This is a genomic window from Rhodococcus sp. JCM 9793, assembly GCF_055380405.1.
Genome location: NZ_AP043721.1, coordinates 5138748 through 5151957, shown reverse-complemented (window position 1 = coordinate 5151957; position 13210 = coordinate 5138748). Strand labels below are relative to the sequence as shown.

Sequence of the window (13210 nt, the reverse complement as noted above, 5' to 3'; positions counted from 1 at the left end):
GTTCGGTAGTTCTGACCGCGTACAGGGCGGTCGGACCACCAAATCCCTACAACCACAATGTCTGCGGACAGAAGCGGCCTCCCCGAACTGTTGCTTCTGTCCGTGGACCGTGTTTGGGTCGCCGTTGAAATAGTCGAATCTCCCGTCGAGGTCCGGGCGGGTCCCTATTGTGTACGCATCACTGGCGATGGGGGCGGCGATGGGCAGCAGCGCAATCCGGATAGTTCTCGCGACAGCAACGGCATTCGCTGTCGGCGTCGGCGGCGCTCCACACGCCTCCGCTCAGGACGACAGAACCGAGACGACCTACGCCTCCACCGCGCCGCTCGCCGGCGAGGTGATCGGCTCGGTAGTGACGATCCCCGCGCCCCTGCCGGGGTACGTCGGCCCGCGACCGGAACGGTGCGATCGCCTGTCCTACCTTCGCTGGCGATCGGCCGACGGGCCCGGCAAATCGTCGGACGCCGACCGCATCTTCGTCGCTCAGCCCGGAATTTTCGAGGGGGCAGGGGCATTCGAGAGCATCGCCCGCAATACCGTCGTCGCCGCAGACAGGCGGGGTGAGCACGTCGAGTTCTGGGCGCTGGACCGCCGCTCGAACTGCCTCGAAGACCACACCGGAGTCCAGGCTGCACTCGCGACCGGCAGCTTCGACACCGCCACCGACTACTACTTCCACGGCGCGGAGGTCGACGGGTCGCGCTTTGCGGGCTACGCCTCGGACGCCGACGTCGCATGGCTCGCCCACGTCGGGCTCGAACAGACCCTCCGCGACCAGTACGACCTCCTGCGACACGAACTTCCCGACCCCCAGGTCCGCAGCGACAAGGTGCTCTGCGGCGGGCACTCTTTGGGAGGATTCATAACTGGTTTCTTCGCCGAATGGGATTTCGACGGGAACCCGCAGACCCTCGACGACGCCGGATTCAGCCAGTGCTCGGGATATTTCGCGCTCGACACCGTGATCGCGGCGCAATCTCCCGCACCGGTGGGCGGATCGTTCCCGCAGATGCCCGACATCATGAAAGCTCCGCTCGACGTTGCGACGGGAGCGATCACCGGGGCCATGCCGGTACTGGCGCTTCCGGCGGTGATCAACCCGGAGACGACGAACCTGCTTGCTCTGGCAGGTCTCGCAGCACGTCTCGACCCGGAGGGCGTCAACGATCTCGTCGAGCGGTTGCCGGACAACCCCAACGTCGACTGGACGTTGCGGGCTCTGCTCGCGAAGGACGCCGCGATGTTCGCGACCGGGAAACCGCAGGTGCGCTCACTGAATGCCACCAACGAGGCGGTTCTCGGAGCGATCCTCGACGACAATTCGCAGCCGTTCGGGTTCTTGCAGGCCAGCGTCGGTTTCATCACGGGAGCCCCCGTGCAGGACAAGCTGTTTCCCGTCCCGAGCACACCCGAGATATTGGGGTCGGGATTTTTCGGCGACGCACCGAAAGCGTCACCGTCGGTATACAGCAGGCAGGGGACGCTCTACCGGTGGCTCGATTACGACGAGGTGGGATCCGAAGACTCGCTTCTGGACGAGGCGCGCTACACGACTCCGGCGAGCGAGGTCACGTCGATCGCTGAACTGGCGCGCAATCTGTCGGAGCCCCCACTCGACTTCACCGAGTGGTACTTCCCGACTCGGCTGCCGTCGGACCTGGCCCTGTCGTCGGCTCCGTCGTTCGCGACACATCACATCCACAGGGACGGGGTCGCGCGGCATCCGATTCTCACGCTGCAGGGCAGCGGCGGTATCGCGCTTCCGGAGTCAGAACATCCGGACGACGTGCCGGTCGTGTTGTCGGGCTACAACCACATCGACGTACTCACCGCAGCCGGCGAGCGGAACGACGGGCGCCCCGAACCGGTTTCGGAGGCACTCGCCGACTTCGCGAGGAGATAGGTGGTTCAGGCTCCGCGCGACGAGAAGATCGAGGTGTAGTCGAACGGCTCGGGTGAACTCTGGTGCTCGGCTTCCACCACTTCGGGCTCGGTCTGGTTCGGGTTGACCGGCTGCAGGAACAGCGGTCCGGTGTCTTCGGTGTACTGGCTCATATGAGTCCTTTCGGGTACTGCTTCGACCACTTCATGTGTTGACGAGGAACACGCGGGTGCGGGGTACGCAAAACCAGGAGCGTGCAGCTCGGGGGATGATCATCGAGGTTCGTATCGGGGAAGATGTCCGGATGTAGCGAACCGGTCGATGGTCCAACTCTACACTGTGCACTCCCGTGGCGCGCGATGCCACGACGCGCGTGCCTAGACTTCATCGGTGCATACCGTCCTCACAACTCTCCGATCGCCCCGCCGGTTGACCACCGAAGTCCTCGCCGGGCTGGTTACTGCGCTTGCCCTGATTCCGGAGGTCGTCTCGTTCGCGGTGATCGCAGGCGTCGACCCGAAGGTAGCGCTGTACACGTCCTGCATCATGGCCATCACCATCGCGTTCGTGGGTGGGCGTCCGGCGATGGTGTCGGCGGCTGCGGGTGCGACGGCCCTGGTCATCGCGCCGTTGGTGGCCTCGCACGGGCTCGACTATCTGATCGCCGCCGTGTGGCTGGCCGGCGCGCTGCAGATTGTGCTGGCCCTGACCGGTGTGGCGCGGCTGATGCGGTTCATCCCGCGCTCGGTGATGATCGGGTTCGTCAACGCACTGGCGATCCTCATTTTCAGCGCGCAGCTCGGACATCTGTTCGACGTGCCGTGGCTGGTCTATCCGTTGGTTGCCTTCGGTATCGCGATGGTGGTGTTCATCCCGCGGCTCACCACGGCGGTGCCTGCCGCACTGATCGCGATCGTCGTGCTGACCGGCATCGTCGTGCTGTTCGGTGTGGACGTTCCGGACGTAGCCGACCAGGGCGAGCTTCCCGGAGGCTTCCCGAGCTGGATGATCCCCGACGTGCCGTTCACGGTGGAGACACTGGGGATCATCGCGCCCTACGCGGTGGGCCTTGCGCTGGTGGGGTTGATGGAGTCGCTGATGACGGCGAAGCTCGTCGACGACATCACCGACACCCATTCCGACAAGACCCGCGAAGCGTGGGGTCAGGGCGTCGCGAACGGCGCCGCGGCCCTGTTCGGCGGGATGGGTGGCTGCGCGATGATCGGCCAGACCATGATCAACGTCAAGGAAGGTCGGGCACGGACCCGCATCTCGACGTTCCTCGCAGGTTTGTTCCTGCTCGTGTTGTGCGTGACGGTGGGCGACGTCGTGGGCTCGATCCCGATGGCGGCGTTGGTCGCTGTGATGATCGTGATCGCCGTGACCACATTCGACTGGCACAGCATCGCCCCGCGCACCTTGAAGCTCATGCCGATCAGCGAAACGCTCGTCATGCTGGTGACTGTGATCGGAACGCTGGCCACCGACAATCTCGCGATCGGTGTGGTTGCGGGGGTGCTCACCGCGATGGTCGCGTTCGCACGCCGGGTCGCGCACATGACACGGGTGCACGCCTCCGACGCCGCCGACGGAGTGCGCACCTACACGGTGTCGGGCGAACTGTTCTGGGCATCGAGCAACGACCTTGTCTACCAGTTCGATTACGCCGGTGATCCCGACCATGTCGTCATCGACCTCACCGATGCGGAGGTGTGGGATGCGTCGACGGTCGCGACCTTCGATTCGGTGCTGCACAAGTACTCCGAGAAGGGGAAGACCGCGCAGATCGTCGGCCTGGACGGCGCCAGCCTGAGACGTGTCGAGATGCTGTCCGGGAAGCTGGGCGACAGCTGACAGGGTTGCAGCAACGTTTGATCATTGCCGCTTCCGGGAAGCCCCACCACATGGCAACGTACAGAGTGATCGACCCCAGCGGGGATGTAGTGGACACCAAGGACATCGAGAGCGCCGACGACGCGCACGCGTGGTTCGTCGACATTCGGGCGGACAACACCGAACTCGGATGGCGTATGGAGGCGCAGCACGAGAACGACGGGACGTGGCACTTCTTCGACAGCACCGAGGGAGCGTCGGAATAGACGCACAGAACGAGGGGCGGTGTACGGATCTGCCGTACACCGCCCCTCGTTCGTTTCATGGTTCAGCGGCTACTTCTTGAACGCGTTCTTCACGTCGTCCACAGCGTCGGAGACCTTGTCCCCGGCCTGCTTCAGGCCGCCCGAGGCGCGGTCACCCTTGCCTTCGGCTTCGAGGTCGCGGTCGTCGGTAGCCTTGCCGGTCTGTTCCTTGGCCTTGCCGGTGGCTTCTTCCACCTTGTGCTTGGCCTTGTCGATGAAGTCGGCCATCGATCCTCCTCGTGATTGCCGATGCAATACTCGTGCCCTTCACGGGTACCCACCGGTTCGGCGCGCAAACGTCCGCACAGCAGCGACCCACACGTGTAAGACTGCCTGAGTACACCGGCGTCAGTACACGATGATTCGGGAGGTGCCATGTCCCATTCGAACGATGGAGACCCCATCGGCGACGCACCGGACGCCGACCCTGAACTGGTGCGCAGCGGCGCAGGTGGACGCCGCACGTCCGTGGTCTCGGTGATCGCAGCAGTCATCGCAATAGTGCTGATCATCGTGCTGATCCTCGTGTTCGTCTGAATACGCGTGGTCAGAGCCAGTCGCGTCGCTTGAACAGCAGATACAGCAGCCCCGCCGACCCCACGATTACGCAGGCGCTGACGAGCACACCCCACGGCTGATCGAAGCCCGGATAGGGCACGTTCATGCCGTACCACCCGGTGACCGCAGTGGGGACCGCGATGATGGCGGCCCACCCGGTGAGCTTCTTCATGACCGTGTTCAGTCGTGCGTCCTGCAACGACAGGTTGGTCTCGAACAGGGTGGTCACCATATCGCGTAGTGATTCGGTCCATTCCGTCGCGCGGATCACGTGGTCGTAGAGATCGGTGTACCAACCGTCGAGTTCTGCGTGGTTGCCGGCCTCGGCGCGGTGCCGCATCACCGCGCTCACGACCTCGCGCACAGGAAGCACGATGCGTCGTAGCTGTACGAGTTCTTTGCGGAGCCGGTAGATGCGGTGCTGGGTCGCGCGGGTCATCGGTGTGTTGCCGAAGAGGCCGTCCTCGATGTCCTCAATTGCGTCGTCGAGGGCTTGGATGGTCTCGAATTGGCCGTCCACGATGACGTCGAGCAATCCGTGCAGGAGCGCACCGGTTCCGAACTGCATGAGGTCGGCGTGATCGTCCCATCGGGTCGTGACCTCGTCGATGTCGAACGGCCCGCCGCGACGCACCGTGACGATCCCGCGCGGCAGTATGAACGCCGACACGCGGGTGGTGTGCAGCCGGGATTCGACCGTGTCGAGGCCGGATTGTCGATCGAGGTGGGTCGCGTACACCGTGACGAAGGTGTGGGTGGGGTAGCGGGTTGCCTTGGTGCGCTCGCTGCGCGCCACCGCGTCTTCGACGGCATGGGGGTCGAACTCCAACTCGGCGGCGAGTGCACTCATCTGGGCGTGTCCGGGGTCGTGCAGGTCCACCCACACCAGCGCGTGCTCGTCCGCGAGATGCTCGGAGATGTCGTCGAGCGGGAACCCGTCCGCGGCGAGCACACCATCGCGCCACAATCGTGTGCGCACGTCTCCGGGGAGATTGGTCATGCTCGAAGTGTGCCCCACTCAGAGCTCGGTGCTGGTCTCTCCGGTTTCGGTGAGTCGCAGCATCTCGTCGAGGAACGCGGAGTCGACGACAGGCCATTCCTTCGGCCAGCGGTCCTCGCGCAATCTGTCGCGGAGCGAGGTGAGTACGGCGACGACGTGAGTACCACCGTCGACGAGATACCGAAGCATTCCCCGGTCGCCGCAGATCTCGACGGCCGGTGCGAGGATGTGTTCGGCGTCTTCGAGTCGTCCCGCAGCATGCAGGCACGCGGTGAGCAGCCGGGTTGCCTGCAGGTGCGCGCGTCGTCGTCCGTTGACGGCGGTGCGTCGGTGCCACAACTCGGCCCATTCGACGGCGTGGGCCACGGACTCGGGGTCGTCGCTGCTGTACAGGAGACGGATCGCGGTGGCGTCCTCGATCTGTGCGGTCACCTCGGCTACACCGTCGGGGTCGGGATCGTCTGTCGTCGGCATTTCCCGGGCTTCGCGCGGCTCCGCGGGCAGACCCAGCCGGACACGTTCGTTGTCGACGCGGGCGCGTAGTCGCGGGAGGCGGTGGGCGGCAGCTGCCCGTCGGCCTTCGTCCAGCAGGGCGACGGCGGCGTCGTGATCACCGCGCGCCATCTTCGATCGGGCGGCGGTGGCGAACCGTGCGATCATGAAATCTGCAATGCCGCCTTCGATCCCGAGCTGGGCGCTTTCGTCGAAGAGCGCTTCGGCCTCAGTGAGCCGACCCTGCTCGTAGAGGAGTTCCCCCAGCATCGCGGCGGCGAGTCGGCCGCCGTGGGAATGCACGCCGCCGCTGCGGCGTGCAGTGCGCAGTGCCGCACGAAAGTGCTTCTCGGCGACCGCCACATCGAGCAGCTCGCCGGCGGCAATCCCGGAGAGGCAGTGCCCGTAGATTCCGGCGAACGGGCCTTGGGTGCCCCGGTGGTACGGTTCGGCCCATTCCTGCCATCGCTGCGCCTCGACGAAGTCGAATCGGAATATGGAGGTGTAGGTCGCGAAGACGGCGGCAGCGGCCACCACCCACGGGCGGAGCGTGTCGGCGCGGTCCAGGCACGGCCGGATGAGCCGGTCGATGTCGGCGACATGATCGGCGTTCATGAGGATTGCCGCTTCGGCCACGTCCATCTCGATGCGAAGCGCTTCGATCTCGCCCTCGGGAAGAGCGCTCCGCCCGAGTGCGTCGCGGGCGGCCTCGAGTGCAGCCCTGGCCTTGTCGCCCCGCTGTAGCGCACCGCTGGCCCACGAACACGACAGTTGGAGCCGTGGATCATCCGACACGGCGCGCCGCGGAAGCTTCTCGATGAGCGCGAGCAACGTCGTCATGCGGCCGTGTTCCATCAGATACATCCCGTCGATGGCGACCAGGTCCACCGCGAACTGCGTGTCGTCGGCGGCCAGTGCGTGATCGACCGCCTCGCGCAGCATGTGGTGACGCGCGAACCACTGTGCGGCAATGCGATGCAATTCGGGAATTCGCTCGGGCCTGTCGCGTTCGAGGCGACGGCGGAGGAAGTCGAGGAACATGTGGTGGTAGCGGAACCAGACGCGTTCGTCGTCGACGTGTCGTAGGAACAGGTCTCGCTGCTCGATCTCCTCGAGCATTGCCTGCGCTCGTGGATTCCCGGTGAGGGTCGAAGCAAGACTGCCGCTGATGGATTCGGTGATCGACGTCGACAACAAGAACTCGTAGACCTCGGGCTCGAGTGTGGAAAGAACGTTGTCGGCCAGGAATTCACCGATTGCATGATGGCGTCCGGTGATGTTCTCGATCATCCCTGTCGGATCATCACTGTCGCGCAACGACAACGACGCGAGCTGTAGCGCCGCGGCCCACCCCTCGGTGGAGCGGTTGAGATCCTGTACATCCTCGCGGTCGAGGTGCAACCCGCCCACTTCGCGCAGGAAGGAATCGGACTCGTCGGTGTCGAATCGCAGTACGCTCGAATCGAGTTCGACGAGTTCGTCGCGCATTCTCATGCGGCTCAACGGCAGTCCGGCCTGAGTGCGACTGGTGACCACGATCTGCAGATGGTGGCACCCGCGCTCGAGGAGGAAGTCCAGCACGGCGATCGTCTCCGGCGAGGTGACCCGATGCCAGTCGTCGATCATCAAGGTGGTCTGGACCTCATTGCTGTGAAGATCGTCGATCAAGGTGCTCAGCACGTATCGCTCGGCGTCGTCGCCGTGGGATTCGAGGATCTGCGCGAGCTGACGGCTCAGATGCGGACGCACTTGCTTGATCGCCTCGATCAGATGGGTCAGGAACCACAGGACGTTGTTGTCGTCGCTGTCGACGGCGAGCCACGCGACCGGGATGCCGTCCTCGGCGAGAACGTCGCGCCATTGGGCGGCGAGGGTCGACTTTCCGAATCCGGTCGGCGCGTGGATCGCAGTGAGCCGCCGCCGCTGACCCGCGCGCAACAGGTCGATCAACCGGGTCCGATCGATCAGCGGCCGGTTCGGCGCCGGTGGCCGGAAGCGAGTGGACGGTGACGTCGACGGCGAGGTGAACGACGTCGACGGGAGCTGCCGTGAATCGGTCGTCGGGCCGGTCGACGGGAGGGACTCGTGCGTCGATCGGGTCGGGACGTCCTCGGGCAGCGCCATGTTGTCCACGGTCAAACCGAAGCTGCTTTCGAGTTGCTGGAGTTCTTCGCCGAATTCCCGGGCAGACTGCGGGCGCGCCGCAGGATCGGTCGACATGGCGCGCTCGAGTACATCGCAGACCGAATCGGGGAGTCCTCCACCGCGGAGGTCGGGGATGGGCTCGGACGTGATCCGGAGGAACTGCGCCACGACCTTCTCGCCCTCCCGTCGCTCGTACGCGGCGTGTCCGGTGATCGAACAGAACAGGGTCGCCGCGAGCCCGTACACGTCGGCGGCGGCGGTGGGAGTGTCGCCGTGCAGGATCTCGGGGGCTGTGAATGCCGGCGACCCGGTGATTGCTCCCGACGAGGTGCGGAACCCGCCTCCGACGCGCGCGATGCCGAAATCGGTGAGCTGGGGTTCGCCGTACTCGGTGATGAGGATGTTGCCGGGCTTCACGTCGCGGTGCAGGACGTCGTTGCGGTGTGCGGTTTCGAGAGCACCCGCGACCTTGATTCCGATGCGGACGGCCTCCGGCCACTCCAGTGGGCCGTGCCGGCGGATGCGCGCTTCGAGCGAGTCGTGAGGGTGGTAGTGCATCACCAGGTACGGCAGCCCGGTGTTGCCGGTGCCGGCCTGCAGGACGGTGACGATGTGCGGGTGACCCGAGAGCCGTCCCATCGCTCGCTGCTCGCGCAGGAACCGGTCGAGGTTGTCGGGGTCGAGGGTGGTGCTGAGAACCTTCACCGCAACGGTCCGATCGAGCGACTCCTGACGGCACCGGTAGACGACCCCGAAACCGCCGCGGCCGATCTCCTCCGGGTCGGTGAATCCGGCAGCGGTCAGTGCCCGAACGGTATCGGTCTCGTCAGCGGTGAGGACCGGTGCGGCTCGGGTGGTGAGCGGGTCGTTGTCGGTCATCTTCATGCCTCGTTCAGGTGTTTCTCCAGGATAGTCCCGCTGGGTGCACGCCCGGCGCCGATCGATTCACCGGTCTCGATTACCTTTGTGCGGCCGGGCTGCACGGGCGAACCCGACGACCCGGACGAAAAAGACACTGCTACGAGAAGTGGGACACATACATGAAGAAGACTCTCGCGGTGCTGCTCGGTGCAGGCGTGGTCCTGCTGTCGGCGGCGTGCGGATCCTCCGACGAGGCATCCGACTCGACCGAGGACACCACCAGCACGACCACGTCCGCATCGGCCGAGTCCGGCACCCCGAGCAGCCCCGCCGTGAATCTCGGTGACAGCTACGAGGACAACTGCGCGGCAATGCTCCCGTACCTCGACGAGCTCGAGGAGTGGGGTCAGGATCGTTCCGCCGCTGCAGCCGCTGTGGCCGAAGCTCAGCAGCAGCTGCCGGAATGGGCGAACCTGAGTGAGGAAGAACAGGCCGATACCCTCAAGGCCATCGAAGACGCCGGTAAGGGGCAGTGCTCATAAACAGCGAGTTGTTCGACAGGTTGCGGCGCTTCCCCGACGTGGAAGCGCCGAATCTGCTCGCCGTCGACGCGGCGGATCGTCTCATCCTCGATGAGGCGGACGCCGCGCTCGTGGCTGCGCCCGACGGATCCGTCGTCGTCATCGATGACCACTTCGGTGCGCTCACACTCGGTGCCGCCGTGCGTCACGACGCATCCGGACTGCGTGTCCACCAGGACTCGATCGTCGCCGAACGTGCGCTTGCCGCGAACGCCGAACGTGAAGACCTGGCGGATCGCTTCACCTCCCACGGTCTCGACGCGGAGCTTCTCGCCGGGGCTCAGGTGGTGCTCATGCAGCTGCCGCGCTCACTGAGCGCACTGACCGAGATCGCCGAAGTCGTCGCCCGACATGCGTCGCCCGACGTGGCCGTGTTCGCCGGCGGGCGCGACAAGCACATCACCGTCGCCATGAACGACGTTCTCGGGCGATCGTTCGGTGAGGTGCGTGCGTCACGGGGACGACAGAAGTCGAGGGTGCTCACAGCCCGCGCACCGATCCCCGGTGAGCCGACCTACCCGGTCACCGAGACGGTGAGCGACCTCGATCTGAGGGTTGTTGCGCACGGAAGCGTCTTCGCGGGCGCGCGCCTCGACATCGGAACCCGCTACCTCCTCGACTTCCTGCGTCAGACTCCGCGGGACATCGGTGTGGCGGTGGACCTCGGATGCGGCACCGGGATCCTCGCCGCGGAGCTGGCCAGGCTCCGGCCGTCGACGCGGATCATTGCGACCGACCAGTCCGCCTCCGCAGTGGCCTCGGCCGCTGCGACCGCCGCTGCCAACGGCCTGGCCGACCGCATCGAGACCCTGCGCGACGATGTCGCGTCCTCGTTGCCCGACGCCTCCGTCGACGTGGTGGTGTGCAATCCGCCGTTCCACGTCGGTGCGGCGGTCCACACCGGTGTCGCAGTCAAGATGTTCGAATCGGCCGCCCGCATCCTGCGTGACGGCGGCGAATTGTGGACCGTGCACAACTCCAACCTCGGCTACCACGCCAACCTGCAGCAACTGGTCGGGAGGACGACAGTTGCGGGTCGCAACCGTAAGTTCACCGTGACCCGATCGGTCCGCAGCCGGTAGAGTCCGGTTTGTCCGAGGTCCGCTCGGCGGCGCCGAAGACGGTCCGCTCCGCGGTGGCGGGAACTTCCGCCGCGGCTGCCTCGTTCAACGGACAGTAGCGAACCATCAGAAGGGAAGTGCACGGTGCGCACCACCAGTAATCCGGTGTTCCGCAACCTGCCCAAGCAAGAGGGCGGCGGATACGCCTCATTCGGCTCTGCGACAGCGGGCGCCGCTCAGGCCACCCAGCAATTCGGGCAGCCGCAGCACGCGCCTGCCGATCCGTGGGCACGTCCCACCGATCAGCGGTCCATGACGATCGACGACGTCGTCACCAAGACCGGCATCACGCTCGGCGTACTCGCCGTCTCGGCGCTGATCTCGTACGTGCTCGTCAACTCCAACGTGTCCCTGGCCACGCCCTTCGTGATCGGTGGCGGCCTGATCGGCCTCGTCCTGGTCCTCGTCGCGACGTTCGGTCGCAAGATGGACAACCCGGCCATCGTCCTGGCCTACTCCGTCGCCGAAGGCATCTTCCTCGGTGCACTGTCGTTCATGTTCACCGACATCACGTTCGGCGGAGCCGGCGGCGCGACACTCATCGCGCAGGCGGTCCTCGGCACGTTCGGTGTGTTCTTCGGCATGCTCGTCGTCTACCGCACCGGCGCGATCCGCGTCACCCCGCGGCTGACCCGCATGATCGTCGGCGCACTCGTCGGTGTCCTGGTCCTCGCACTCGGCAACCTGATCGCAGGCTTCTTCATCGACGGAGGCCTCGGCCTGCGCGACGGTGGCGCCCTTGCCATCATCTTCAGCCTCGTGTGCATCGGCATCGCTGCGTTCAGCTTCCTGCTGGACTTCGACGCTGCCGATCAGCTGATCCGCGCCCAGGCGCCGGAGAAGGCTGCGTGGGGTGTGGCGTTCGGCCTCACCGTGACCCTGGTCTGGCTGTACGTCGAGATCCTCCGATTGCTCACCTACTTCCAGGGCGACTAACTGCAGCGCACAACGGCCGGACCACCACACGGTGGTCCGGCCGTTCGTCGTTCCAGGACGGGTACCCCGCCCCGAACAACCGCGGTCTGAGAACATGGTGGTATGCGCATCGCGGATTCTGTCGTCGACCTCATCGGCAATACCCCCTTGGTCAAACTCAACTCGGTGGTCAAACCCGGATCGGCGCTGGTAGCAGCGAAGATCGAATACCTCAACCCCGGCGGAAGCTCGAAAGATCGCATCGCCGTGAAGATGATCGACGCGGCCGAGGCCTCGGGCGAACTGAAGCCGGGCGGCACGATCGTCGAACCGACCTCCGGGAACACCGGTATCGGCCTGGCCCTCGTCGCCCAGCAGCGCGGATACAAGTGCGTGTTCGTCTGCCCCGACAAGGTCAGCGAAGACAAGCGCAACGTGCTCAAGGCCTACGGCGCCGAAGTGGTCGTGTGCCCGACCGCGGTGCCGCCGGAGCACCCCGACAGCTACTACACCGTCTCCGACCGGCTCGCGCGCGAGCTCCCCGGCGGCTGGAAACCGAACCAGTACTCGAACCCGGGCGGCCCCGAGAGCCACTACGAGACCACGGGCCCTGAGATCTGGAACGACACCGACGGCAAGATCACCCATTTCGTTGCGGGCGTCGGCACCGGCGGCACCATCAGCGGCACCGGCCGCTACCTCAAGGAGGTGTCGGGCGGCAAGGTCAAGGTCGTCGGCGCCGACCCGGAAGGCTCCGTGTACTCCGGCGGCACCGGCCGCCCGTACCTCGTCGAAGGTGTCGGCGAAGACTTCTGGCCGGCCGCATACGACCCCGCCATCCCGGACGAGATCATCGCCGTCTCCGACGCGGATTCGTTCGAGATGACCCGTCGCCTCGCCCGTGAGGAAGGTCTGCTCGTCGGTGGCTCGTGCGGAATGGCAATGGTCGCGGCCCTCGAGGTCGCCGAGCGTGAAGGCCCCGACGCGGTGGTGGTGGTGCTGTTGCCCGACGGTGGACGCGGATACCTGTCGAAGATCTTCAATGACAAGTGGATGGCGTCCTACGGTTTCCTGCGCGCCCCGCTCGACGGCAAGCCCGACGACTCCGTAGTCGGCGACGTGCTGCGCGGCAAGACCGGCGACCTGCCTGCACTCGTGCACACCCACCCGTCGGAAACCGTGCGCGACGCGATCGAGATCCTCCGTGAATACGGCGTCTCGCAGATGCCTGTCGTCGGTGCCGAGCCGCCTGTCACCGCAGGTGAGGTCGCCGGTTCGGTCAGCGAACGTGAACTACTCAGCGCCGTCTTCGAAGGACGCGCCAACCTGGCCGACTCCGTCGAGCAGCACATGAGCCCGCCGCTGCCCAACATCGGTGTCGGCGAAGCGATCTCCTCTGCGACGAAGGCGTTCGGCGACACCGATGCGCTCATGGTGATCGACGACGGCAAGCCCGTCGGCGTCATCACCCGCCACGATCTGCTTGGTTTCATCTCCGAAGGCCGATAGGACACCAA

12 protein-coding genes are annotated in these 13210 nt (G+C 65.7%); 8 read left to right on the top strand and 4 right to left on the bottom strand.

Annotated features, from left to right (window positions below; translation table 11 throughout):
• Positions 1-169: 169 nt before the first annotated feature.
• Positions 170-1903: a hypothetical protein gene (locus ACZ46K_RS25855; RefSeq protein WP_464745523.1), complete on the top strand. Its 1734-nt coding sequence runs from the start codon at positions 170-172 to the stop codon at positions 1901-1903.
• A gap of 5 nt (positions 1904-1908) precedes the next feature.
• On the opposite strand, the gene ACZ46K_RS25850 is transcribed toward ACZ46K_RS25855, so the two are convergent.
• Positions 1909-2055: a hypothetical protein gene (locus ACZ46K_RS25850; protein ID WP_464745522.1), complete on the bottom strand. Its 147-nt coding sequence runs from the start codon at positions 2053-2055 to the stop codon at positions 1909-1911.
• A gap of 217 nt (positions 2056-2272) precedes the next feature.
• On the opposite strand from ACZ46K_RS25850, the gene ACZ46K_RS25845 reads away from it, so the two are divergent.
• Both ACZ46K_RS25845 and ACZ46K_RS25840 read left to right on the top strand, forming a co-directional pair.
• Positions 2273-3736, top strand: a complete 1464-nt coding sequence (locus ACZ46K_RS25845) for a SulP family inorganic anion transporter (protein WP_464745520.1) — start codon at positions 2273-2275, stop codon at positions 3734-3736.
• 50 nt (positions 3737-3786) lie between these two features.
• Positions 3787-3981, top strand: coding sequence for a hypothetical protein (locus tag ACZ46K_RS25840; protein ID WP_054805580.1), 195 nt, complete (start codon positions 3787-3789; stop codon positions 3979-3981).
• Positions 3982-4050: 69 nt separating this feature from the next.
• Here ACZ46K_RS25840 and ACZ46K_RS25835 read toward each other — a convergent pair whose 3' ends face one another.
• Positions 4051-4248 carry a CsbD family protein gene (locus tag ACZ46K_RS25835; RefSeq protein ID WP_054805581.1) on the bottom strand — a complete coding sequence of 66 codons (198 nt, stop codon included), beginning with the start codon at positions 4246-4248 and terminating at the stop codon, positions 4051-4053.
• A gap of 147 nt (positions 4249-4395) precedes the next feature.
• Here ACZ46K_RS25835 and ACZ46K_RS25830 point away from each other — a divergent pair, with 147 nt between their 5' ends.
• The gene (locus ACZ46K_RS25830; protein WP_464745518.1) at positions 4396-4557 is read left to right on the top strand and encodes a hypothetical protein; all 162 of its coding nucleotides are present in this window, start codon (positions 4396-4398) and stop codon (positions 4555-4557) included.
• Positions 4558-4567: 10 nt separating this feature from the next.
• On the opposite strand, the gene ACZ46K_RS25825 is transcribed toward ACZ46K_RS25830, so the two are convergent.
• Entirely contained in the window at positions 4568-5578 is a 1011-nt protein-coding gene (locus ACZ46K_RS25825; RefSeq protein WP_464745516.1) for a magnesium transporter CorA family protein, read from the bottom strand.
• Positions 5579-5596: 18 nt separating this feature from the next.
• On the bottom strand, positions 5597-9094 hold the full coding sequence (locus tag ACZ46K_RS25820; RefSeq protein ID WP_464745514.1) for a protein kinase domain-containing protein: 3498 nt from the start codon (positions 9092-9094) through the stop codon (positions 5597-5599).
• Positions 9095-9255: 161 nt separating this feature from the next.
• On the opposite strand from ACZ46K_RS25820, the gene ACZ46K_RS25815 reads away from it, so the two are divergent.
• The 4 genes from ACZ46K_RS25815 to ACZ46K_RS25800 all read left to right on the top strand — a co-directional run bounded on the left by ACZ46K_RS25815 (position 9256) and on the right by ACZ46K_RS25800 (position 13202).
• Positions 9256-9618 (top strand): hypothetical protein, encoded by a 363-nt coding sequence (locus ACZ46K_RS25815; protein ID WP_054809821.1) that lies wholly within the window; start codon positions 9256-9258, stop codon positions 9616-9618.
• Positions 9609-10739 (top strand): class I SAM-dependent methyltransferase, encoded by a 1131-nt coding sequence (locus tag ACZ46K_RS25810; protein WP_464745511.1) that lies wholly within the window; start codon positions 9609-9611, stop codon positions 10737-10739. Before ACZ46K_RS25815 ends, ACZ46K_RS25810 begins: the two co-directional genes overlap by 10 nt.
• Positions 10740-10862: 123 nt before the next feature.
• The gene (locus ACZ46K_RS25805; RefSeq protein WP_054807523.1) at positions 10863-11714 is read left to right on the top strand and encodes a Bax inhibitor-1/YccA family protein; all 852 of its coding nucleotides are present in this window, start codon (positions 10863-10865) and stop codon (positions 11712-11714) included.
• Between the two features lie 102 nt (positions 11715-11816).
• On the top strand, positions 11817-13202 hold the full coding sequence (locus tag ACZ46K_RS25800) for a cystathionine beta-synthase (protein ID WP_464745510.1): 1386 nt from the start codon (positions 11817-11819) through the stop codon (positions 13200-13202).
• Positions 13203-13210: the final 8 nt, after the last annotated feature.